This is a genomic window from Lysinibacillus sp. JNUCC 51, from assembly GCF_015999525.1.
In the GTDB taxonomy this organism is placed as follows: Bacteria; Bacillota; Bacilli; order Bacillales_A; family Planococcaceae; genus Lysinibacillus; species Lysinibacillus xylanilyticus.
This window is the reverse complement of sequence record NZ_CP065545.1, coordinates 3,388,707-3,412,490: the sequence shown is the minus strand read 5'-3', so window position 1 is coordinate 3,412,490 and position 23,784 is coordinate 3,388,707. Positions and strand designations below refer to the sequence as shown.

Genomic DNA, 23,784 nt, shown 5'->3' with positions numbered 1-23,784 from the left:
GACGAAACCCTTTTACTATAAAACAAATGTCAGAGGTTGCTTACTTTGCGTATTAGTTGAATGGAGAAGACTGCGCGACAAAGGATTCACACACAGTTTGTGTATGAATCTTTTTTTGCTCTTTTGCAGGTGAATGTCGATAAAATTCATAAGTTGGGTGATAAATCGTGAAAGTTGGTCGATAAATTTCAAAAGTTGGTCGATAAAACGTAAAAGTTGGTAGATAAATTTTAAAAGTTGGTAGATAAAACTTAAAAGTGTTGGCTAAAACCATCACGTCCTGTGATAACGCCTTCGAAACCAACATCCTGCTGTTGCTGTCGCTTCGTTGCACTACGCATTCGCACAGAATGGCCCCCTGTCGCTACGTTAGCACTTCGCTTTCGCGCAAAAAACACCTGTTGCCCCAAGCGGCTCTTCGTACCCCCCTAGAAAACTTTGCTCTGCGCGAAAGCGAAGCGTCAGCGACAAAAGCCCCAGCCTGGAACGGAAATCACCCCCTCATTTTGCAAGATCTATACTTTTATTTCCAACAAAAAAACCTAGCTATCTCTTCTATTCGGATAGCTAGGTTAGTCTGCAATATTAAACTACAAATTTTTCTGCTTCAATTAATTTAACAGAAGCTTCGCGTTTCTTCGCGATTAAGTTGTATGGGTTGTTGCGAGTTAACTTACGTAGCGCAGACAATGTCATGCGTGCAGCGTCGCCGTCTGCTGAAGCAAGAATCGTATCTTTTGCTTCTTTTTCGATTTCTGCAAACGCTTCTTGGCAGAAGATTTGAGTGTATAGTAATTTTTGATGAGCTTTTTCAGCACCGTCACGAGCGATTGCTTTTTCTGTACGTAATACAGCTGATTCCATTGCGAATAGTTGGTTTGCGATATTAGCAATATTCACCAATACTTCTTGCTCTTGATCAAGCTTCGCGCCGTAGCGTTGTGCCGCTAAACCTGCTGCTAAAACAGCAATTTTCTTCGCATTTTTCACAAGATATTTTTCTTGTGCTAGAGGCTCTGTGCCTACATCCTCAGGCATTAGCATAAGTAGCTCCTGTTGTAAGTTTTGAGCAACTTGTAGCAATGGCAATTCACCTTTTAACGCCTTTTTCATAAATGTACCTGGTACAATCATGCGGTTAATTTCATTAGTACCTTCAAAAATACGGTTAATACGTGAATCGCGATAAATACGCTCTACTTCATATTCAGCCATAAAGCCGTAACCACCGTGTAATTGAACCGCTTCATCTGCAATGTAATCTAAAGTCTCAGAACCAAATACTTTAGCAATAGAACATTCAATTGCATACTCAGCAATTGCACTAGCTATAACTTTCCCTTGCTTTTGCTCATCTGGGCTTAGCTGACTTAAACGGTCTTCAAATAAACCTACTGTACGATAGTTTAATGACTCAGACGCATATAATTGTGAAGCCATTGTCGATAATTTTTCTTTTGTTAGATTGAAATCTGACAGCTTCGTTTTAAACTGCTGACGTTGGTTTGTGTATTGAATGGCTAGCTCTAATGCACGCTTTGAGCCACCAATTGTTCCAACACCTAATTTATAGCGACCGATATTTAAAATATTAAAGGCAATAACGTGTCCGCGACCTATTTCACCTAATAGGTTTTCTACAGGTACTTCTGCATCTTCAAGGATTAATGTACGTGTTGATGAAGATTTGATACCCATTTTTTTCTCTTCTGCGCCAACAGAAACGCCATTGAAAGCACGTTCAACGATAAATGCCGTGAATTTATCGCCATCGATTTTTGCATAGACAACAAATACATCTGCAAAGCCTGCATTTGTAATCCATTGCTTTTCACCATTTAAAATATAATGTGTCCCTGCATCATTTAACTTCGCAGTAGTTTTTGCACCTAATGCATCAGAACCTGAACCTGGCTCTGTTAATGCGTAAGCAGCAATTAATTCACCTGATGCAAGCTTTGGTAAATACTTTTGCTTTTGCTCTTCATTTCCGAAAAGTACGATTGGTAAAGAACCAATACCTACGTGTGCACCATGTGTAATAGAGAAGCCACCAGCAACAGACATTTTTTCTGCGATTAATGCAGAAGAAACTTTGTCTAATCCTAGACCTTCATATTCTTCAGGTACATCTGCACTTAGTAAGCCGAGCTCACCAGCACTTTTTAGAAGACGAACCGAATGCTCAAATTCATGGTGCTCTAAATTTTCAACGACTGGTAACACTTCATTTGCTACATACTCTTCAGTTGTTTTAGCAATCATTTTATGTTCATCTGTGAAATCTTCTGGTGTAAATACACGATCTAATTCCACATCTTCAATAATAAATCCGCCGCCTTTAATGAAATCTGTTGTTTTTTCTGTCATTCTAAATTCCTCCCTATATATCTATTTTTAATAGCTTTTAATCCCCAATATATAGAAAAGCTTGGAGTACTTTGTTCGGAGGCAACCGAAAACGCTGCACCCCAAGCTGATCTAGCAAAAATTATAGAAGTTCAAATACTCCTGCAGCACCCATTCCGCCGCCAATACACATTGTCACGACACCATATTTCTTACCTTGTCGTTTTAATTCATGAATAAGTTTTAGTGTTAAAATGGCACCAGTCGCACCCAGTGGGTGACCTAGGGCAATTGCTCCACCATTAACATTTACTTTGTTTTGGTCGATGCCTAAATGACGTACGACTTGTAAGGATTGTGATGCAAATGCTTCGTTAATTTCCCATAAATCAATGTCATCAATTGATAACCCTGCAATTTCAAGTGCTTTAGGTACTGCCACGATTGGTCCAATACCCATCACCTGAGGAGGTACACCACCAACTGCAAAGCCTAAAAACTTCGCCATTGGTGTAAGCCCTTGCTTTTCTGCTTCCTCACGATCCATCACTAGTACTGCCGCTGCACCGTCCGAAGTTTGAGAGGCATTACCAGCTGTAACACTGCCCTTAACATGGAAGGCTGGACGAAGCTTCGCTAAACCTTCTACAGATGTACCTGGACGTACACCTTCATCCATGCTAAAAGTGAATTTTTTCACCTGTGGCTTGTTGTTGTCATCTACATAATGCTGCTCCACTTCGATTGGTACGATTTCATCATTGAACTTACCTTCTTTAATCGCTTTTTCTGCAAGCTCATGTGAACGCACAGCAAATGCATCCTGATCTTCTCTACTTACATCGTATTGGCGTGCCACTTCCTCTGCTGTGTGCCCCATCCCCATATAATATTGAGGAGCAGTTTCTGCTAATGTTGGGTTTAAGCGAGGTGTATTACCTACCATTGGCACCATACTCATAGATTCGACTCCACCTGCAAGAATTACCTTAGAATGTCCTAGCATAATACGCTCTGCTGCAAAAGCAATTGCTTGTAAACCTGATGAACAGAATCTATTAATTGTTTGTGCTGGTGTTGTATCTGGTAACCCAGCTAGCGCTCCTATATTACGTGCAACGTTCATGCCTTGCTCAGCTTCAGGCATTGCACACCCTAAAATTAAATCGTCAATCGGACCTTCATAGCCTGCTCTTTTTAATGTTTCTTTGACAACAACCGCTCCAAAATCATCTGGTCTAACTGTTGCTAAAGAACCCTTCTTCGCTTTTCCAATTGGAGTTCGTGCTCCTGCTACAATAACGGCTTCACGCATCGTATTAATCCCCCTTTGTTTCATGTGCAAGTATGGTTTATTCAGTCTTAAAATCAGTTACGCAGTGGTTTGCCCTTTAAAAGCATGTGCTGCATTCTTTGTTGAGATAAAGGTTCTGCAACTAAGCTTAGGAACGCCTCACGCTCAAGGTTTAATAGGTATTGTTCATCTACTAATGTGCCATACGGAACTTTACCACCAGCAATGACATACGCTAATTTTTTAGCGATTTTTAAATCGTGTTCACTAATATAGCCTGATTCAAACAATCCTTGCGCACCGATTAATAGCGTACCGTAGCCTGATGCACCGACTACAGGAACTTTCGTAGGTACAGGTGGTTGATAGCCTGCCTCATAAAGCGCTAGTGCAGCTTGTTTTGCATCATATAGTTGGTGATCTGGGTTAACAGAAATCCCATCAGCAAAGTTTAAGAAGTTATTTTCACGTGCTTCTTCGCCAGACGTCGAAACTTTTGCCATCGCAACTGTTTCAAATACTTTATTAGCAATATGTTGATAGTCTACCTCAACGCCATTTGGTAGCCCTTTGATGAATTTTTGGTAAAGTGCCTTATTACCTCCGCCGCCAGGAATTAATCCTACGCCAACTTCTACTAAGCCCATATACGTTTCCATTGTTGCTTGAATATGTGCAGCTGGTAAGCAAACTTCTGCTCCTCCACCAAGTGTCATAGCAAAAGGCGCCGCCACAACAGGCTTACGAGAGTATTTAATCTTTTGCATTGCATCTTGGAATGCTTTAATAACAAAATCTAGTTCAAAAATATTATCATCCTGTGCTTCTACTAAAATCATTCCTAGATTTGCACCAACACAGAAGTTTTTCCCTTGGTTACCGATGACTAAGCCTTTATAGTTAGCTTCTACTTCATCGACTGCAAAGTTAATCATTTGAATAATGTCTAAGCCAATTGCATTTGATTGGGAATGGAATTCAAGTAAGGCAATTCCGTCACCTAAATCTATTAAGCTAGCACCTGAATTTGATTTGATAACACCGTGCTTTTTCTTATAGCGTTTTAAGTTAATTTCCTTTTCATTAACTGGTACTTTTACGTATTCAGAGCCATTATAATACGCTAGGTCGCCGTCAATTTCCGAATAAAAAGTTTCAAAGCCGCTTGCTAACATATCTTTAACAAATGCTGGCACCTCACGACCCTCAGCCTCCATTTTAGCTACTGACTCTTTGACGCCAATTGCATCCCATATTTCAAATGGCCCTTGCTGCCAACCGAAGCCCCATTTCATAGCATTGTCAATCGCAACAATATCATCAGCAATTTCACCGTGTAGCTGTGCAGAGTAAATTAGCGTTGGAGCGAAGATACCCCATAATAACTCTCCTGTACGATCCTTCGCATATGTTAGTGCTTTTACTTTATTGGCTAACCCACGAGTTTGTTTTGCCATTTCAATAGAAGGTGTTTTTAATTTTTTTGCTGGGCTATATTCTAGTGTGTCTGGATCAATTTCAAGGATTTCTTTACCTTGCTTCAAGAAGAACCCTTGACCTGATTTTGCTCCTAGCCAGCCGTTTGTAACCATTTTCTGTAGGAATTCTGGTACTGCAAATACTTGCTGCTCTTCACCAGTTGTTTGATCATAGACGTTTTTCGCTACATGGATAAATGTATCTAAACCGACAACATCCAACGTTCGGAATGTTGCAGATTTTGGACGACCGATTAGTGGACCAGTTACAGAATCCACCTCACCAATTGAATAGCTACCCTTCATCATTTCTTGTAAAGTAATTAGTAAACCGTACGTTCCGATACGGTTGGCAATGAAGTTTGGTGTATCCTTAGCAAGTACGACACCTTTTCCAAGCACATCTTCGCCAAATGTTTTCATAAAGCTTACAACTTCTGGCGCTGTTGTGTTTGCCGGAATGACTTCGAGTAATTTCAAATAGCGTGGCGGGTTGAAAAAGTGAGTTCCTAGGAAATGCTTTTTAAAATCTTCAGAACGACCTTCTGCCATTGCATCGATACTTATGCCAGATGTGTTTGAACTAATAATTGTTCCAGGCTTACGAACAGCATCAACTTTTTCATATAAGTTTTGTTTAATCGCTAAATTTTCTACGACAACTTCAATAATCCAATCTACATCTTTTAATTTCTCTAAATCGTCCTCAAAGTTACCAACCGTTAGTAGTGATAAATTTTTCTTAGAAGTAAGTGGTGCTGGCTTTTGCTTTAATAACTTTTGAAGAGCTCCGTTAACGATACGATTTCTTACAGCAGGATGCTCTAAGGAAAGACCTTTCGCTTCTTCCTCTTTTGTTAGTTCCTTCGGTGCAATGTCTAATAATATTGTTGGAATACCGATGTTTGCTAAATGTGCTGCAATTCCAGAGCCCATTACCCCAGAACCTAGAACAGCCGCTTTTTTAATGTTGTAAGTCACAAGCAATTCCCCCTTATTCTCCCATTGAATGAACAGCCATTCATTTTTTGGCCAAAAAAATATCAAGTTTGCCTTAGTGTATTTTTGTCCAGATAATTTTAGGCGTAATCTGTACATACGACTGAGGCTTATCTTCATTCAGCTACCATTTTGTTTTAGAGGTAAATATCTTCTGCTGAATAAAGATAAAACTACTTTTTCTGTTTTTAGTTTAGATTATTTTGTATGATTTAGCAATCTTTTTTCACCAATTATTTTTGCAATATACAACTTTTTTTGTTTTTTACGAGCGAAAACAAGACAATAAGTAGATAGCGATAATTCCAAACAGAAAACTTTCAGGTTGAGGGAAAAATGTGTAGAATGGAAAGCAAGGAGAGTGAAATACTAATGAAAACAATTACAACTGCTGAACAATTTAATGAACTGATCTCAGGTGATCAAAAAGTTCTAGTGAAATTTTACGCTGGATGGTGCCCAGATTGCACACGCATCAACATGTTCATCGATCCAATTATCGAAGAGTACAACCAATATGACTGGTATGAACTTAACCGCGATGAGCTTCCAGAAATCGCGGACAAATATGATGTAATGGGTATTCCAAGCCTACTAATTTTCCAAAACGGTGAAAAATTAGCACACTTACATAGTGCAAATGCTAAAACACCTCAGCAAGTTACAGAATTCTTATCTTCACAAGAATAATTAACTGGGCTAAAAATAGGATAATTAATGTAAAAGGGCTACTTATCTGTGGCGAAAGCAAAGCGTCAGCCACAAGTTACAGAATTCTTATCTGCTTAACAATAATTAACTAGGCTAAAATAGCAAAGTTAATGTAGAAGAGCTACTAATCTGTGGCGAAAGCGAAGCGTCAGCCGCAAGTTTAACGGAATTCTTATCAACACAACAATAATGGAAAAATGAGCTGCATTTCTTTTTGAAATGTAGCTCTTTTTAGAAAGGAGATTATGATGCGCCACCCATTGTCACTACAAGGAAAATCACAATATGATGCATCCATTTCACCAAAATACCGTAATTCAGCTTGTGGTCCTACAACTGTACACGTAGTCTTAAACTATTTAGAAAATCAAGCTCCTTCGGTAAATGAGCTTTATAAACTTCTCGGTGGCACAAAAATCGGGTTATTTAAATGGCGTCTAATTCGCAAACTTCGTCGGCTTCGACCGACATGGGATATTCGCGATTGTACATTAAAAGAAGCTATGCAGGAAATAGATGCAGGTCGCCCTGTCGCCATACGCTTTGACCGCTATTTTAGCTTAAATTGGTGCGATAAAAAATCTGCCTTCGCTTATCATTGGGTACCCCTCATTGGCTATGAAATACGAAATGATGAGCTGTGGTTAATGTTCCATGATAATGGCCGACCTAATCGTGAAAGTAAAATTCGAACGGCTCCTTTTAAAGATAATGAAAAAGTATTGAGTTTCGTGAAAATTACACCGAACTAAATGACAGCGTCGTTTCACTCAATTCTCTCTAGTGCTCGCCAAGCCTCCACTCCAATCAACCTAATATATGGCATATATTTAATGTCAGCCTCAATATTTGGTGGTGAGCAAAAAAAAGCAGAGCATATTTCTATACTCTGCGTTGATTCCCTTGGATGTTTATTAAATTAGTGAATACAGTGAGCGTGCCTGCTTGGCGATTAATGTGTAGCCACGTTCTTCTATTTCTTTGAACGTTTGAGGCTCATAATTAGGTAATACTAAGCTCGCTAATTCTGCCTCGATAGGTACATTCGTTTGAATTGTTGCAAGCTCGTGTGACAATTTTAGCATGTCTAGATTCTCATTAATTTTCGTGCGTTGACCAGGTTTTAATTCGTCTATTGACTTCAGAACATTTTCGATAGAACCATATGTTTGGATTAACGTAAGTGCCTGCTTTGGTCCAATTCCCTTAACACCTGGGTAACCGTCACTCGTATCCCCCATAAAAGCTTTGACCTGTGCAAATTGGATAGGTTCAATGCCATATTCATCATTAAAGCGTGTATGCGTATAAACGTCATACTCTGTGTAGCCTTTTTTCGTAAAAGCAATTTCCGTTGATGGTCTTAAAAGTTGCAGTAAATCCTTATCTCCACTAATTACCGTAATGTCAGCCTCATCCTGAAATTTTGTAATCATTGAGCCAATTAAATCATCTGCCTCCATCCCTTTAACACCGAAATTTTGCCAGCCGATTTGTTGAGATAAATTTTTCGCCATATCAAATTGCGGTAGCATTTCCTCTGGTGGTGCTGGACGATTAGCCTTATAGCCATCAAATAATTCGTTGCGGAATGTATGTGAACCCATATCCCAGCAAACAGCAAGATGGGTCGGTTTCATAATAGATTGTGCAGTCAATACATGACGTACGAACCCTTGGGCACCATTAGTCGGTGTCCCATCAGCAAGGCGAATATAATGCCCCATCGCAGCCGAAGCAAAAAATGAGCGGAATAATAGCGCCATTCCATCAACAATTAAAAGTTTTGGTTTTGTTGTCATGATAAATAATCCTCTCTATAACAATACAATGATGTATTTATTTATAATATATTAAGCATTGTTCTATTATAGCAAAATATCATCAAACTTCATTGTAAATATCTACAAGGCATTTTCCACGACTTATTTAATTACTACTTAATCATAGCGTTACCTTTCTTTGAAACACGATTGCGGTAATCCAATCGAATACCTGTTAACCATTGCAAAAATGCCGTCACGCCCATCTTTACTGTTTCAGGGCGTAGTTCCCCCTCCTTTGGATCTGCGTAGACAAAGTCAATATGGCGGACCCCTTCATTTTCTCCAATGAGCTTTAGAATATCAAATAATTCATAGGCCGTTAATCCACCTGGTGTTGCTGCAGGTACATCTGGGGCGAATATAATATCTAGTGCATCCAAATCTACTGATACATAAATACGATCTACCTCATACATAAGCTGACGAAGCATTTCGCGAATTGTTAATTGTATGCCATCACGACGCATTTGCTTTAACGTAATCATATGTATTCCTTGTTCTTTCGCGTAGTGAATCATTTCTGGTGAATTAAAAAAGCCGTGTAACCCGACATTATAAACATGTTTCCCCTCTACAACGCCTGCTGCAATGAGCTGCTGTATTGGAGAATCCATAGCTAAGCCAATTTCCTCCTGATTCCGGGCATCCAAATGCGTATCAATTTGAATAATCCCTATTCGATCCTTTGGAAAGGCATTCTTTATTCCTCTTAGAGAGCAAGCTGTAATCGCATGATCTCCACCAATAAGACACGTGAAACTTTTAGAATATGCAGTGCTTAAGTTTTCTGCCGCAGCTTCTATAGCTGACTCTGAAAGCATTCTATCCGTCTCGTGGATGGCCACATCGCCTACATCAACGACTGCCAAGGAGCGCAAATCTACTTGCTCATCTAAATTATAAGATTGAAAGCCTGGCCAAGCCTTTCGAAATGCTGTTGGATACAACGCTTTTTGTGAGGGTTTACTAGAATACGATAAAAAAGCACCGTACAAAATAATATCTACATCGTTTGGAAGTGGATTTTCTTTTTGCTTAATCCATTGATGCATAGCTGAACCATTTTCTTGCTTATACTGCCATTCTGGTTGAATAAACATTTAACCGACCACCTTCATGCTATTTTTCTATATCTTATCGTAGGGTTGATTTCCGTTCCGGCTGGGCGCTTTGTTGCTGCCGCTTCGCTTTCGCACAGATAAAACATTTGCCGCTGTCGCTTCGCTTTCGCGCAGAGCAGAGCTTCCTAGGGGCGTTTGATGAGCCGCTTCACTCGCTTTGCTCGCTCCAGGGTCTCGGGCCAACAGATGTTTTTTGCGCGAAAGCGTAGTGCTAACGCAGCGTCAGCAAAAGGGTTTCATTCTGTGCGAAAGCGTAGTGCAACGTAGCGACAGCAACAGCACCGATGTTGGTCACGAAGGCGTTATCACAGGACGTGATGGTTTTAGCCTTCGTTCCTCTGACGCTAATCCCCAAGGAGTCGCCCAGCCTCCACTCCAATCAACCTATCCACATGTTCTAACAACATGTCATCCCCATTTTCCAGGTGATGAGCAAAATTAAAGTCAATTGCCCTGCATTTATTTATCGTCCCTTTAAAAATACCTAGAGAATTACCTTTGATATTAATAGTACCATTAGTACACACAATTTCGTCACCCTCTTAATTTAAAAAAATTCCCCACATCCTACTTACCCCTATAACATAAAAAGTAGCACACTAGGCAATTTTCTAGTTTGCTACTTTTTGTTTTTTCACCCCACCGATCATTAGTCTTCACCAATCGGGCTTTTGCGGGATAAAGTTCGGCAAAGCTCTGCGACCTCGTACATCGTATAGCTTTGAAAGTTATATTGATTATTCAATTCCTGATAATACTGTAAAAGCTCCTCAAGCATAGCTAAATTTTTTTCGATGTTCTTGCCAAAATTATGTGGGTGCCACCATAAATGATAAAAAGCTTTAGACCTTGCAGCTTCATGCATTCCCTCTTTTATACGTTGGACTTTTAAGCCTTCAAAAAATCGTAAAGGGCTAAAATAGGGCCTTAAAAATGCACTTGAACGAATGTTAATAAAGGAATCCTTTTGCATCTCTTCTAGCGTTACTAGATGATTTCCAGTTACATTAACATAGCTATCCAGCCATTTTTTGACACCTAATAGTCGACCTTTTTTCGTAAATTTTTGAGGATCATACAACGGATGTTTTTCATTTCCCCGATAGCACACAAACCCTACTTCCTGACACGCTGGGAAATATGCTTCATTCACTTGATTACGCGGAAATACAATCGATTTCATCGGTCCGATATTTTCTTCACAAATCATTGCAGTAGCATGTAAATCTGCACGGAAATTTGCTTCAGTTTGTCCATTTTCCAAACAGTAAAAATGTGAAAATGTATGACTGCCTATTTCTTGATGTGGCGTATTTTTAATCTTCTCAATTAAGGATTTGCCGAAATGTAAAAGGTCCTCTTGCTCATTTTCTCCTACTTTTGCAAGTTGTGTATGTGCTGCGTAGCGCATGTTTTTATACTTTATTGGAATACCTCTTAAGTAGTGAGCCATTTCAGCTTTGGTTTCAGCAAACAATAGCCCTACTGTTGCCCAAGTCGCATGAATGCCATATTGTTCAAACAACTCTAGTATTTTAGGCAATGCCTCACGTACGCCATATAAATTTTTATTGTATTGTCCGTACTTAAATACATCGTGGACGCCCCAATTTAGCTCAAAATCCAATGATATGACAAGACCTCCACGATTTACTTCAATTACTACTTCCTCCATTTTTGCACGCCCAGTAACAGTGCACGTATTTTGGATTGGGTAATGTAGCCGGAGTATACATCGACGACTTGTCCACCGAAGCCTTGCTTAAATGCACGAACATTTTGATCATCTGTCAGCTTCCCCATATCATATAAAACAAAGCCTTGCTCCTTAAAATGCAATAAATTATGCCATAGTAAGAAACGATTTGCATAACGAACTGGTCTTTTTAAATGCTCTGGCATCAATTGTGAATGACAAGTCGCTACATAATAGGACATCGCTTTTTTAGCGTATACAATATCGAGTCTATAGCATAGTGTTTGTCCACAAATACTGCGAATCTCAGACAGCCATAGTGCTCCTTTATTTTTCAAGAGCGTAATAGCTTCCATTTTAGACTTACTAATTAGCTCGAGTTTTTTCCTTTTTGCGAAGTTATTATAAAACTGTTGAAAGGCTCGTAAATTTTCATCTGATGGTTCTTTATAAATAAAAACTTGATAGGACTCTTTTTGTGCACGACGAAGAATTTTTCGATTACTTTCTGAAAGAGCAAGATACAGTGATAACTCACTATCTGTAAGGTGAATATGAACCGTTTCACTTTTAACAAGCTTACGGCTCGGTACAAGTGAATTTGTATATCCAACAACCTTCATTGATTTTCTAACATTGGCTGGCTTCTCTACGAAATAAAAATGCTGCATTGCGATATTCCATCGCTTACTTTTAATGGACAGAATGAACATCGCCCCCACTCTCTGTGTATTTTTCTACATGATTTCGCTCAAAACGAGCACATTTAAAATGTTTCATTCGAGAAATACGTTTATAGCCTAGCTGCAATAATCGTTTACGCTTTCGCCATTGCCAAAAGCTTGCAGTAACCCAAAGTGTTTGTGCAGGTTTCATTTTTTGGAAAAAGGCTGTGATAATATCGATATTTTTATAAACATCATAGGTTAAAAAATATGTCTGCTTTGGCAATGCTTCAACAATTTGCAATTCGTCTACACGCCAGTTCACCGCATGTAACGCAAACGCAGGCTTATTCGTTTCTGCATAAGAATCTTTGTAGATTGAGTATCCCTTATAAAATAAAGAAATAATTTCTTCCTTATCAAGTTGCATCGCCTCCTGTATCGACAACTCCTCAAACAAATCTCCTACAGGTCGTTGCGGTGTAACATTATCTGATGGGGATAATTCATACAAATCCACTTGCTTAAAACGAATAAATTTTTCTACGAACAGTTGTCCATATTCTAGCCAATCTTTTACTTTTCCATACTTTACTAAGTAACGTAATTGACCTAGAGTGTTGCGCTTCCATTCCACGACACGATGATTGCCTTTTAAAAATTCCTTGAGTCGTTCCTTCAGCGTATAACGACTCGCCAATAGCTTTGCTCGTTTCGTGCCACTGCTTACGAGCATACGCCTTGTAAAATCAATATTAGAGCGCCAATCGAACTTATATGGCTCATAGCCAATACTCATATCAAACAAGCGATAGTTTTCAGAATAGACTCGCTTGATAGTTTCCTGATTCACTAATCTGCCAGGCCCAAATATATTAAATGTTGGCTCATGTGCAAGTGCGTAAGTGACATAACGTCCACGGCAGCATATCCCGTAGGTGAAGGCAATCCATTGGTCTTCAAAAACAAGTGCGTCTATCTCGACTTGTAATGCCTCCCCTTTAAGAAGCGTTAACCGTTCAAAAAAATCCTTTTTCTTACCTTTCGTAAAATCACTTGTATCTATTTTTTTAGCCCATCGTCGATCAAATAATCTAAACATTTGCCAAAGCTCGTCCTGCAAAGGAATTTTCCTCGATAATGAGCCTAAATTCCGTAGCTTCCGTTCTCTTCTGTCAACACCATGCATTTTTCTACGTTGATTGAAATAGTTAGGAAAATCTACATCATGAAAGGCAAGATACGGAGTGACTACACGGAAAACACTCGGACGTAACTGCCTTTCAACAAAATATTGCTCAATAACCTTTGTAGAGTTTTTGCTTTCCAATAACCCATGAAACGAAAATATTAGGTGTTTATACTTTTCAATGAGCTGATCAAAGACAAAGGTCGTCGCGGGCAACAGCCATTCTTTTTTCGCTACAACACCTGAATAATTCGCAATATTTTCTCCCACAAAGGCATAAATTCGTACTCCCCATCGAAGTCGGACTAAGAAGGGGAAAAAGGCAATGATAGTACCATTTTCTTCAACGGCATAGAGCTCCACACGCTCTCTTCGCCCAACAATTTGCCACCAGTTATAAAACCATGCAAATTCTATAAATGGATTATCATTGTCCTCCGCTTCTAAAATTTCATCCCAAATATCCTTGTACCACATAAGCTCATCATCAGTTCGAATGCGAATTAATTGCAAACTAATCACCTTTCTTAGCTGACTTTAAAACAGCCTGTTCGTAGACAAATAGAGTTTTCTGATACATTGGTAGAAACGTAAAATCCTTTAAAAAGCGACGTTCACTAGCGTCCCCCATTTTTTGACGTAAGCTCTCATCCATTAATAATTGTTTAAGCCTTTTCTTTAGTAAATCCTTATCATCTCGATTAATTAAAAATCCACTCTCATTATCAGAAACTAACTCATTAACGCCACCTACATTCGTGGCGATAATCGGAAGTCCTGCTCGCATTGCTTCAATAATTGAAATCGGTAAGCCCTCCCAATCTGATAGCAAGACAAATAAATGACTTTCCTCAAGTAAAGATGTGACATCTAATTGATTGCCCAAAAACGAGACACGATCCATTAAGCCTTTATCGGCGACGAATTTTTCTAAACTAGGGCGAAGTGAGCCATCACCTATCAATTGCAGGCGCCAAGGTACATCAGAAAGTTCTGCTAAGGCCTCTAGCAATAAATCCTGTCTTTTTGGCACTTCAAAACGAGCAACCATCACTATTAATGGATACTCCTCAGTCTCTTTAATAGGTGCTACTCGCTTCTCTATTTGGTAGATGCCATTATGAATCGTCTGCATTTTATGAGCAGGAGCAATTTTTTCTGTTAATGCTAGCTTGCGATCATATTCAGATACCGTAATAATTTTAGCTGTTAACGGCTGCACTGATTTTTCCATTCGACTATACATCCTCTTTTTCTTGTGAGGTACGCCTTCTGTAAAACTCCAGCTATGAGCCGTAAAAACAGTTGGAATGCGTAAAAGCCTTCCTACTACACGACCAATTGCGCCCGCCTTCGATGAATGCACAGCAATAATATCTGGTTGTATTTTTTTTAATGCTGCTCTTAATTGCCAAAAGGTCTGTAAATCCTTTTTAAGGTGAATCGCCCGCTGCATGGCTGGGATACTGATAACATCAATTTTTTCTTCTTGAAAGCGCCACAATGATGGATCATAAAGGCCAGTCACAATAGTTACCTCGTGATTATCTTGCTTTAATTTTAGGGTAAGTGCCTCTACATGCTTTTGCGCTCCTCCAATCTTATCCATACGTGTAATAAGCTGAACGATCTTCAGAACCTAACACTCCTTAATTTTTAATAAGCACCTGTTCTCGCTAAAACTACGTAAAGTGTTTTGATGATAATTTTAAAATCCATCAAAAAGGAATAACGATCGACGTATTCTAGGTCATATGAAATTTTTTGCCCGTGAGAAATATTAGAGCGGCCGTTAATTTGAGCAAGCCCTGTTAAACCTGGCTTTACTTCTAAACGCCGTGACTGTAAAGTGTTATAAGCATTTGTGATGGTTGGAACTTCTGGTCGTGGCCCAACAATACTCATATCTCCTTTTAAGACATTAATGAGCTGTGGAATTTCATCAATACTTAACTTCCGAAGAACGGCCCCAACCTTCGTGATTCGAACATCCTGTTCAGTTTTAAAAAAGTAATCATCCGGAATTCCTTCTGCACACATAGTAGGCATATTCACCGGAACTGCCTGTATGGTCATTGTCCGTAGCTTCCAAATAACAAAGCGCTGATGATCCTGTCCAGTACGAATTTGTTTAAAAAAAACAGGGCGGCCTGTGCTAATAAGTAATATGAGGAATACTACTAACATAAGAGGAATGGTAATAAAAAGTAATAGGAGTGCCCCCACAATATCAAAAATTCTTTTCCCATACTGACTATAAAATTTAATAGTCTGAGCCGACTGCTCTTGCAACACATCATCCTTTGCATTTTTTTAGCACTTAACTTTATATATTCATTTGGGATATTTATAGAACTACTTTTGAAAAAGCAATTTCATAATAATATGTAAAAAAAGAAAGATATCACTATAACGTGGTTGATTTCCGTTCCAACTGGGTGCTTTCCTAGGGGTTTCGGGGCGACAACGGGGGTTGTCTGCACGAATGCGAAGCGGCTACAACAATGGGGTTTTATCTGTGCGAATGCGAAGCGACAGCAACAATGGGGTTTTATCTGTGCGAATGCGAAGCGGCTGCAACAACGGGGTTTGTCTGTGCGAATGCGAAGCGGCTGCAACAACGGGGTTTGTCTGAGCGAATGCAAAGCTATAGCAAAGAAGTCACCAGCTCCACCCCAATCTGCCTACTAAAAATGCCACACATTTTAATAGATTTCGTCTCAAATTTTTAGTAATGAATCAAAAAAGGAGTTATTTAAAAATCATTTTTAAATAACCCCCAACATTATTATATATTTAACCAATTAAATGGAGATGTCCCTTTTTACCCTTGTATAATTTGTACATCGCATGTAATTTGAACATTTCCTTTTAATGCCTTACTAATCATGCATGTTTGTTCTGCCTTCTCAGCTAAGCGATTAATTCTTTTTTGTTCTCGCTCAGATAAATTTTGTACAACAATTCTTGGCTTATGTACGATTTTCTCATAATTAAAAACACCGTTCGTCACATCAACAAAACCTTCAGCTTGCATAGACAAATCCAACACAGCAATCTTCGAATTTTCAAGAAGTGTAGCCAGTGTAATTAAATAGCAAGTTGCTGCCGCTCCCAGCAGCATTTCATCAGGATTTGTCCCAATCCCTGGTCCGTTCATTTCTCGAGGAATAGAAATTTTCGTATTTAGATTGTTCGCAACAATACTCCCCGTACCATTTCTCCCCTCCGACCATTTTAAATCCATAGTAAATAAATGTTGCACCATAATTAAATCCTCCTTTTGAATATGTAGTTATAGGTTATATCAGTTAGCTTTGGAATCTGAGCAGTTTTATTAATTACCCGACCAATTTTATTACCTACCTATTCAGTTTGCAAGGTTGCCTGAGCGATTCTAGTACAACTCAATTTCTCCCTACGAAAGATTCTACCAGTCTCATCAACAAAGATCAGAAAAGGTTTATGGTAGATATGCACTCATTGGAGATTAGCAGCTCATCGGACACCTCCAGTCAGAACGGAAATCACCCCACTCTATTGCAATAAACACTTTTCTACTCTCGGCATAAAGAATTATCATTGCAATAATAAGACATCCAATATTTAAGAAAAACAGGAACACTGATTTTATGGTAGAATAGAAAAAACAATTCTTTAGGAGATTTTAAAAAATGATTTTAACTAAGCAAGAAGCAGTACAAGCACTTAAAAAGAACAAATTTATCGGTTTTACTATTAAAACAGGAAATATTATTATGAAAAAGATGAATAAAACCGATTATAATATTTTCGTATTCGAAGAAGGTAAAGATAAACCAGTACGTTATGTTGGTTCTATCATGAACGTAATGGCGACAATGAGCGACAAAGCTTCTAATAAAGATTTCGTCATTGTGGAACAGCTTCCAGCTCAAAATAATGAAGAGGCTACATCTGTAGAGAAAGCTGAAGTCAACGAAGTAGCTGAGCCTGCAGAGAAAGCTGAAATTAAAGAAGCTGTTAAGCCTGTAGAAAAAAATGCTGTTAAAGAAGCAAAAAAAGAAAAAGTAGAAAAAACAGCCGACATTGATGAAGAAAGACGTGCTATTTCAGGTTACGAGGGTTTATATGATGTTACAGCAAGCGGCCGAATCATTACAGTGCGTGAAAATCGTCCATTAGCTCGATGCAATGATGAGTACGGTTTCCATATTGTTCGACTAACAAAAGAAGGTACTGCTTCAAGTCACAATGTATTTGAGATTTGGAAGCAGGCATTCCCAGAACTTGAACAAACTAATTTTAAAGGTGCCTTAAAAGCGAAATACGGTACAGGCTGCAAGCTATCTGATAAACCAGGTATACACTTTTAATTCTTTCAGCAGGTATCCAGCATCCTCTAAAAAAAACTGACATAAAAAATCCCCAGCGTCGTTTTACAGACGCTGGGGATTTTTAAGTAAACATTGGTAAGAGCGCTAATTGCCATAGATGGTCAATATTTTTCCCTTGTGATTGAAGGTATTTTAGCCAATTGTTTTCTTGGCGGTATACCTTTTTCTTGTTAAATAATTGAAATATTTTTATTCTTTCTACCTTTTTAAATCCTAACTGTACTAGCTTTCTACGTCTTTTTCCTTCATACCAATGAACGGATATACAGACGGCTCTTCCTTCCTCCTGCACTTTTGCAACGATATCGGACAGTTGACAATTATTTTCTTTAATGTAGGAAACATCAGATGGAAGTTTGTGTGTGAATCCTATTTTTTCTTCATATATTAGTTGATCATGTCTTAAAAAAGCTATTTCGTTTGTGCTATTTCTAAAGATTCGATAGCCCTTATGATAGTTTAAAAAATAGTTAGCACGCCCTCTATAAGCCATCACGTCCTGAATAAACATTTCATTAAAACTGGATGAATTTTGACCTTGATCTTTCTCGGAAACATAAATATCAAAAATATGAACAGCTATCAAACGATTAATTCCTTTTTTGAAAGAATGAAACCAATCCTTTAGACGAGCATTTTTTAAAAAATAGCGTAGTTCCCCTAATCGATCTCGTTTCAATTTTACGAGCTGATGATTATTCATTAACTGACCTTTCAATCTGTCCCGCAAAATCATTATTAGTCGTAAAATACGTTCTCTTTTACCCTTTGTACTCATCACAAATCTTCTTGAAAAATCAATATGTGTATACCACTCAAACTTGTAGGGCTCATAACCACTGCCAAAATCATAGAAACGATAGTTCGAAGCGTGTGCTTTGAGCATATTTTCTCGTTCTATTAAACGACCAGGTCCAAACATATTGAAATCAGGCTCATGTCCCATCGCTTGACAAAAGTTTCGATCTCTACAGCAAATATCGATAGTAAAGCCAATCCAATACCCTTCAAATTGGAGACTATCTACCTCTACTCGTAACGCGTTACATTTCTCCTTAGTCAAGCACTCAAAAAAGCGTCTCGTTTGTTGTTCTGTAAACCCACTTTTATCGATTTTCTTCCGCCATCTTCTCTCAAACAAGTCAAACATACTGGATATTCTTTCATGATGAACCGCTTGAAAAGTTACGTACCCAAGCGCCTTTAACTTTTTTTCACGCCGCTGAATCGTTTTAAATTTTTTTCTATACTTATGAAGAAAATCCTCAAGTTTTATAGAATGAAAGTCAATATAAGGAGTAACCGCACGAAAAATAGAATGAGGTACCTGATGCTCTATTGCATATTTTTCTAATATTTGAGATGTATTTTTACTTTCTAATAAGCCGTGTAGCTCTAAAATAAACCGTTTATATTTCCAAGAAAGCTCCTTTAGTAAGTATTCAATCGATGGTTCCTTCCATTGCTTCACTGCTATTACTTCCATATAAGTAGCAAACCCTTGTCCTAAAAAAGCAAAATGATGTATACCACCAAATCGTTTACAACGAACAAACGGGAAAAATGCTACTGCCATACCTTCATGTTCGACTATGTAAATCTCTACATTGTCATTTACACCTAATGTCATCCACCATGTCGAAACCCATTCAAACTCAACGAACGGATTATTATTTTTTTCACGTTCTAGTATCTCTGACCAAGTACTTTTATAGGACTCTAACTCTTCCATCGTTGTTACGAGTCTATAAGATAGCACGTGCACACACTCCTTTTATAACTCATAAAAATTATCAATTTAACGTTCATCAACATGACCCTGGGGTTGATTTCTGTTCCGACTAGACACTTTTCTGGTGGCGTCAGCCTTTACTTCAAAATGTCTCCCTCCACTTTTGATAGGAGCGAAATTAACACTTTAATAGTTACTATATTCATAGCTACTTATCATTAGACCCCCCTAAAAATCCAACCAAAAAACCTAAGTCCAGTAAATTACTAAACTTAGGTCGTAGAACATCTTTATACCTTTAGCAAGGTCGATGCTTCCTTATTCACTGCATTTGCCATATGCGTTGTTGCAATATAGCTTAATGTCATACCAGGCCCTAATGTTGCACCTGGTCCTGGATACGTTTCGCCCATTATAGAGGCTGAGCAATTCCCTGATGCATACAACCCTTCAATTGCCGTACCATCCGACTTTACAACGCGAGCATGCTCATCCACTACTAAGCCACCCTTAGTCCCGATATCTCCTGGATATATAGGGAGTGCATAAAATGGAGCATTATTAAGCTCTGCTAGGTTCGGATTTGTCAAAGTGGGATCTCCATAATAATTATCATAGGCACTATCACCTCGATGGAAATCTTCATCAAGGCCATTACGAGCAAAGGCATTGAAGCGCTCTACAGTGTCCACTAAATTTTCTGGGGGTACATTCATTTGTTCAGCAAGCTCTTTAATTGTTTGTGCACTTTTCACGATGCCGTTCTCAAACCAACTTTTTGGGAAAGCTTGACCTGGGAATAATCCTGTGAAAATATAGCGACTCTTCGCTGTTGCATCGATTACTATCCAAGAAGGTATAGCATCGTTTGTTTTTTGATGGTGACTATGCATATTGTCTACAAATTCATGATAAGGTGCCGCTTCATTCAAATAACGTTTTCCAGCACCATCCACAACCATCATATTAGGAACCCCGCGATCTGCAACAAGGAAGAAGGGATGACCTTGTGGATCAATTACAGAAGGTGCTCCCCATACTTTATCCATTAAATCTAGTGTGGCTCCTATTTTCATACTTGGCTCGATAATATCTCCTGTTTGTCCTTCTGGTGTAGAAGTCCATTTTGCGTTTGTTGGTGCTGGCAAATATTTTTCACGATATGCTTGATTATGAGAAAAACCACCTGAGGAAAGGACAACCCCACGCTTCGCCTCGATGCGCATCTCCTGCCCATCCCGTTCAACTACGATACCAATTACTCGATTATTTTCAACGATAAAATCTTTAAATGCAGTCGAAATCCACAGCTCTCCATTCACTTCTGCAAGTGACATTCGTAAACGAGCAATTAATGCTTCCCCTAATGCAACAGGCAGACTCCCTTTAACTTTCGACTTCACCAATCGTATACCTAATTTTAAGGCAGTTGTTTTCCCTTTTATCGTGCGTCTTATCATATTCACCTTATGAAATTCGTAGCTATTCATCGTAAAGCCTTTAGTAGACAATGTCGAACGACGCATCGTATCTGCTAATGATCCCATTTTCTTCAAATCAAAAATAAGTGGCTCAATCGACCGTCCTTGAGGTAGCCCACCTGGTTTTTCAGGATAATAATCTGAATATCCTTTAGCATATTGGAAACGCATATGCCTAGTATGGTTATTTAAAAACCTTAACATTTCTGGTCCTCGTGTAATATAAGCTTCCTTTAAAGCCTCTGGTACACGATCACCAATGGTTGAATCTAAGTATAAACGCGCTAGTTTATGTGTATCAGGAACACCTTCACTCTTAATCACATGATTATTTGGAATCCATAGTGCTCCACCAGACAAGGCAGATGCCCCGCCATAACGCTCTGTCTTTTCAATGACTAATGATTTCATGCCCTGTAGCTTTGCTGTCAGACCTGCTGTTAACCCAGCTGCCCCTGAACCTACTACTACCACATCATAACTCGCATCCCATTTCATACTTACATTCCTCACCTTCATTAGTAGTTACTAAATCAATGAATCTGGTATCACTACTTACGAGTATAGAATTTAAATAATATTCAGTCAATTTAACGCCATCGACTTTGTAATTGGTGTCTGTTCTGGTTCGATTACGCAGGTTTCGATAATAAACCCCCTAAAAATAGATTTATCGATAAAATAACCTTTTACTTTTTAGTAATTAGTACTACGAACATTTTTCTAAAACTTACGGCTATCATATTCATTTCTACTTAGCATATATTTTTTTAAACGGCTTAAAGAATATATAGGGTGGAGGAATTTTGCAATTGAGTGCAATGATACTTGGTGGTTTTCTATTTTTTAGCGCTAGCATAGGAGGAGCCCTAGCTTGGGTATTCTCTAGGCTATTCAAACATACAACTCATGGATTATCATTATTATGTGGTGGATTTTTAGTTGGCTTACTTGTAGTTGACGTCATTCCTTCTTCTTTTCAAATGTACAAATCATTTGGCCTTTTACTTGGAATTTTGATGGGCTATTTTATGTTTGAAATACTTAATAGTATATTTCACAGTTCCCATACACAAAACCCTTCTGTATCACTACTCGCAATCGCAATAATTATCCACACTATTCCAATGAGCCTTACTATCGGACAGTTACTAGGGAGCTCCGCATTAAGTATTGCAATAACAGCTTCTATTATTCTACATCATCTACCAGAAGGCTTTGCACTTTCAACAGCATTACTATCACAAGGAGAAAGGATATGGAGACTCTTTATTTATTTTGTAGCATTTTCAATTTTCTTTAGTACTTTTATACAGATCGGCCAATATTGGGAGTTATCTAATAAGGCACAAGGCGTACTAATGGGTGTATCGATTGGGTTAATCGCAACCGCTAGTATTTCAGAATTTATTTTGCATCATATTCGTTCAGTATCACGAAAATCCTTTATAGCAAATATTTTATTAGGTTATTTATTAAGTCATGCATTTCATATGCTAGTCGAATAAAAAAGCAATCCACCAAATATGTGGATTGCTTTATATTAATTACTCAGCATCATCAAGTAACGCTAATGTTAGTGTGAAAATTTTAGAGAACTCGGCACGTGTAAGATTGCCTTTTGGATTAAATTGACCGTTCACTCCATCAACTACACCTAATTGCTTTAATAATCCGATAGATTCAACAGTTTCTTGACGCATTTTATTTTTATCTGTAAATGGGTTATTTTTGCTAACCTTACTTATATCATAGTCCGTTCCTTCAATATATTTTGCTGTTACAAATGCCATTTCCTCACGTGTAGCAGGTTTATTTGGCTCAAAATTAGCACCATCAAAAACATCAAGTAAGCCATATGCTTCTAAAATCGCTACTTCTTTTGCACCTGCATATTTCCCCAAATCCTTATATGAAGCAGGACCTTCATAATCTTCCTTCACATCTAATCCAGAAGCACGGAAAATCATAGAAGCTAATTGTCCGCGTGTTACTTTTCCGTTTGGATTAAATGTTGTAGCAGATGTACCACTAATAATGTCAAATTGATAAAGTACTTGGATATAGCTCTCAGCCCAGTGACCTATAGAATCTGTGAAGTAACCGCCTGGTTTTAAATCAATAGTTTCATCTCGGAATATTTCTTTAATAAACTCATTTAATTCTTCCTTATCTAAAGGTACCCATTTTCCTTTAAGCAAAACTTCTCCTTTAAATGAATTCCCAGATGGAGTAAATTTTACTTGCATAGCGTTACCGTACAACTCTTTAAATTCTTTTTGTTCCTGTGGAGTCATTTCAGGATCTATTGCCCACTTTGCTGTAATACTATTTTTTGTTGTTACAATACCACGATAATCAATAGCTAATTCGGAAATTAACAGTTGTTTATAAAGGTCCTGGTAAGTCAATGATTGTAATGGTATAACCACTGCAACTTCTTGTTTTGGATGGATAATGCTAGCAACATCTAAATTTTCTCGTACATGTTCTTGTGCATTTGCTTGTAATCCAAAACCTCCTGTAAAACATGCAATACTAAGTGCTCCAGCTATAAGTGTCTTTTTCATTATTATTCTTGCCCCTTTCAATTCATAAATTTAGTGTACTAAAACAACTGTTAGTAAATCTATAAAAATATGTAAGTTATTCAAAATTATAAAAAAGTCCTATTTTCCACAACGTAAAAAATTACTAAATAACCATGTAAACCCATATTATATATTACATAATTTTTACAATTAATTATGTAGTTTCTTCAACAAATCCAACGAATTGTACCCATTATTTCTTATTTTGAATAAACACCCTACTATAAATATGCTTTATTTCTTTTTTTATTTATGTAGAAAAAAATAACAAAACTA

General features: G+C 38.1%; 18 protein-coding genes. 4 read left to right on the top strand and 14 right to left on the bottom strand.

Going from position 1 to position 23,784, the window contains the following annotated elements:
- Positions 1-585: 585 nt before the first annotated feature.
- The 3 genes from JNUCC51_RS16380 to JNUCC51_RS16370 all read right to left on the bottom strand — a co-directional run bounded on the left by JNUCC51_RS16380 (position 586) and on the right by JNUCC51_RS16370 (position 6,102).
- Positions 586-2,370, bottom strand: a complete 1,785-nt coding sequence (locus JNUCC51_RS16380) for an acyl-CoA dehydrogenase FadE (RefSeq protein WP_337988916.1) — start codon at positions 2,368-2,370, stop codon at positions 586-588.
- Between the two features lie 121 nt (positions 2,371-2,491).
- Positions 2,492-3,664 carry an acetyl-CoA C-acetyltransferase gene (locus tag JNUCC51_RS16375; protein ID WP_337988915.1) on the bottom strand — a complete coding sequence of 391 codons (1,173 nt, stop codon included), beginning with the start codon at positions 3,662-3,664 and terminating at the stop codon, positions 2,492-2,494.
- A gap of 53 nt (positions 3,665-3,717) precedes the next feature.
- On the bottom strand, positions 3,718-6,102 hold the full coding sequence (locus JNUCC51_RS16370) for a 3-hydroxyacyl-CoA dehydrogenase/enoyl-CoA hydratase family protein (protein ID WP_337988914.1): 2,385 nt from the start codon (positions 6,100-6,102) through the stop codon (positions 3,718-3,720).
- A 390-nt stretch (positions 6,103-6,492) separates the two neighbouring features.
- Here JNUCC51_RS16370 and JNUCC51_RS16365 point away from each other — a divergent pair, with 390 nt between their 5' ends.
- Both JNUCC51_RS16365 and JNUCC51_RS16360 read left to right on the top strand, forming a co-directional pair.
- Complete coding sequence (locus JNUCC51_RS16365; protein ID WP_337988913.1) at positions 6,493-6,810, top strand: thioredoxin family protein; 318 nt, start codon at positions 6,493-6,495, stop codon at positions 6,808-6,810.
- Between the two features lie 269 nt (positions 6,811-7,079).
- Complete coding sequence (locus JNUCC51_RS16360) at positions 7,080-7,583, top strand: C39 family peptidase (protein WP_337988912.1); 504 nt, start codon at positions 7,080-7,082, stop codon at positions 7,581-7,583.
- A 162-nt stretch (positions 7,584-7,745) separates the two neighbouring features.
- Here the strand turns inward: JNUCC51_RS16360 and JNUCC51_RS16355 are convergent, their stop codons facing one another.
- From JNUCC51_RS16355 to JNUCC51_RS16320, 8 genes are all read right to left on the bottom strand, one after another.
- On the bottom strand, positions 7,746-8,633 hold the full coding sequence (locus JNUCC51_RS16355) for a 5'-3' exonuclease (protein ID WP_268637120.1): 888 nt from the start codon (positions 8,631-8,633) through the stop codon (positions 7,746-7,748).
- Positions 8,634-8,767: 134 nt separating this feature from the next.
- Positions 8,768-9,757, bottom strand: coding sequence for an agmatinase family protein (locus JNUCC51_RS16350; protein WP_337988911.1), 990 nt, complete (start codon positions 9,755-9,757; stop codon positions 8,768-8,770).
- Positions 9,758-10,427: 670 nt separating this feature from the next.
- Positions 10,428-11,453: a polysaccharide deacetylase family protein gene (locus JNUCC51_RS16345; protein ID WP_337988910.1), complete on the bottom strand. Its 1,026-nt coding sequence runs from the start codon at positions 11,451-11,453 to the stop codon at positions 10,428-10,430.
- Complete coding sequence (locus JNUCC51_RS16340; protein WP_337988909.1) at positions 11,441-12,187, bottom strand: hypothetical protein; 747 nt, start codon at positions 12,185-12,187, stop codon at positions 11,441-11,443. Before JNUCC51_RS16340 ends, JNUCC51_RS16345 begins: the two co-directional genes overlap by 13 nt.
- A complete protein-coding gene (locus JNUCC51_RS16335) occupies positions 12,168-13,850 on the bottom strand; it encodes a GNAT family N-acetyltransferase (protein ID WP_337988908.1) in 1,683 nt (560 codons plus the stop codon). The genes JNUCC51_RS16340 and JNUCC51_RS16335 overlap by 20 nt, the downstream gene beginning before the upstream one ends.
- Complete coding sequence (locus JNUCC51_RS16330; RefSeq protein ID WP_337988907.1) at positions 13,843-14,937, bottom strand: glycosyltransferase family 4 protein; 1,095 nt, start codon at positions 14,935-14,937, stop codon at positions 13,843-13,845. The genes JNUCC51_RS16335 and JNUCC51_RS16330 overlap by 8 nt, the downstream gene beginning before the upstream one ends.
- A 47-nt stretch (positions 14,938-14,984) precedes the next feature.
- Positions 14,985-15,554, bottom strand: a complete 570-nt coding sequence (locus JNUCC51_RS16325; RefSeq protein WP_490356154.1) for a sugar transferase — start codon at positions 15,552-15,554, stop codon at positions 14,985-14,987.
- Between the two features lie 598 nt (positions 15,555-16,152).
- Complete coding sequence (locus tag JNUCC51_RS16320) at positions 16,153-16,596, bottom strand: SACOL1771 family peroxiredoxin (protein ID WP_337988906.1); 444 nt, start codon at positions 16,594-16,596, stop codon at positions 16,153-16,155.
- Between the two features lie 406 nt (positions 16,597-17,002).
- Here JNUCC51_RS16320 and JNUCC51_RS16315 point away from each other — a divergent pair, with 406 nt between their 5' ends.
- Positions 17,003-17,683, top strand: coding sequence for an NUMOD4 domain-containing protein (locus JNUCC51_RS16315; RefSeq protein WP_337988905.1), 681 nt, complete (start codon positions 17,003-17,005; stop codon positions 17,681-17,683).
- Between the two features lie 82 nt (positions 17,684-17,765).
- On the opposite strand, the gene JNUCC51_RS16310 is transcribed toward JNUCC51_RS16315, so the two are convergent.
- Both JNUCC51_RS16310 and JNUCC51_RS16305 read right to left on the bottom strand, forming a co-directional pair.
- Positions 17,766-19,463, bottom strand: a complete 1,698-nt coding sequence (locus tag JNUCC51_RS16310; protein ID WP_337988904.1) for a GNAT family N-acetyltransferase — start codon at positions 19,461-19,463, stop codon at positions 17,766-17,768.
- Positions 19,464-19,726: 263 nt separating this feature from the next.
- Positions 19,727-21,415 (bottom strand): FAD-binding protein, encoded by a 1,689-nt coding sequence (locus tag JNUCC51_RS16305; RefSeq protein ID WP_337988903.1) that lies wholly within the window; start codon positions 21,413-21,415, stop codon positions 19,727-19,729.
- A gap of 323 nt (positions 21,416-21,738) precedes the next feature.
- Here JNUCC51_RS16305 and JNUCC51_RS16300 point away from each other — a divergent pair, with 323 nt between their 5' ends.
- Complete coding sequence (locus JNUCC51_RS16300; RefSeq protein ID WP_337992249.1) at positions 21,739-22,425, top strand: ZIP family metal transporter; 687 nt, start codon at positions 21,739-21,741, stop codon at positions 22,423-22,425.
- A gap of 39 nt (positions 22,426-22,464) precedes the next feature.
- Here the strand turns inward: JNUCC51_RS16300 and JNUCC51_RS16295 are convergent, their stop codons facing one another.
- Entirely contained in the window at positions 22,465-23,487 is a 1,023-nt protein-coding gene (locus JNUCC51_RS16295) for an S-layer homology domain-containing protein (RefSeq protein ID WP_337988902.1), read from the bottom strand.
- Between the last annotated feature and the right edge of the window lie 297 nt (positions 23,488-23,784).

Bases quoted from the DNA above. Each gene is read 5' to 3' on its own strand.
- JNUCC51_RS16340 (WP_337988909.1), bottom strand. From the start codon at position 12,187: ATGTTCATTCTGTCCATTAAAAGTAAGCGATGGAATATCGCAATGCAG.
- JNUCC51_RS16365 (WP_337988913.1), top strand. From the start codon at position 6,493: ATGAAAACAATTACAACTGCTGAACAATTTAATGAACTGATCTCAGGT.
- JNUCC51_RS16300 (WP_337992249.1), top strand. From the start codon at position 21,739: ATGATACTTGGTGGTTTTCTATTTTTTAGCGCTAGCATAGGAGGAGCC.
- JNUCC51_RS16360 (WP_337988912.1), top strand. From the start codon at position 7,080: ATGCGCCACCCATTGTCACTACAAGGAAAATCACAATATGATGCATCC.
- JNUCC51_RS16380 (WP_337988916.1), bottom strand. From the start codon at position 2,370: ATGACAGAAAAAACAACAGATTTCATTAAAGGCGGCGGATTTATTATT.
- JNUCC51_RS16355 (WP_268637120.1), bottom strand. From the start codon at position 8,633: ATGACAACAAAACCAAAACTTTTAATTGTTGATGGAATGGCGCTATTA.
- JNUCC51_RS16375 (WP_337988915.1), bottom strand. From the start codon at position 3,664: ATGCGTGAAGCCGTTATTGTAGCAGGAGCACGAACTCCAATTGGAAAA.
- JNUCC51_RS16305 (WP_337988903.1), bottom strand. From the start codon at position 21,415: ATGAAATGGGATGCGAGTTATGATGTGGTAGTAGTAGGTTCAGGGGCA.
- JNUCC51_RS16330 (WP_337988907.1), bottom strand. From the start codon at position 14,937: ATGGATAAGATTGGAGGAGCGCAAAAGCATGTAGAGGCACTTACCCTA.
- JNUCC51_RS16315 (WP_337988905.1), top strand. From the start codon at position 17,003: ATGATTTTAACTAAGCAAGAAGCAGTACAAGCACTTAAAAAGAACAAA.
- JNUCC51_RS16345 (WP_337988910.1), bottom strand. From the start codon at position 11,453: ATGGAGGAAGTAGTAATTGAAGTAAATCGTGGAGGTCTTGTCATATCA.
- JNUCC51_RS16295 (WP_337988902.1), bottom strand. From the start codon at position 23,487: ATGAAAAAGACACTTATAGCTGGAGCACTTAGTATTGCATGTTTTACA.
- JNUCC51_RS16320 (WP_337988906.1), bottom strand. From the start codon at position 16,596: ATGGTGCAACATTTATTTACTATGGATTTAAAATGGTCGGAGGGGAGA.
- JNUCC51_RS16350 (WP_337988911.1), bottom strand. From the start codon at position 9,757: ATGTTTATTCAACCAGAATGGCAGTATAAGCAAGAAAATGGTTCAGCT.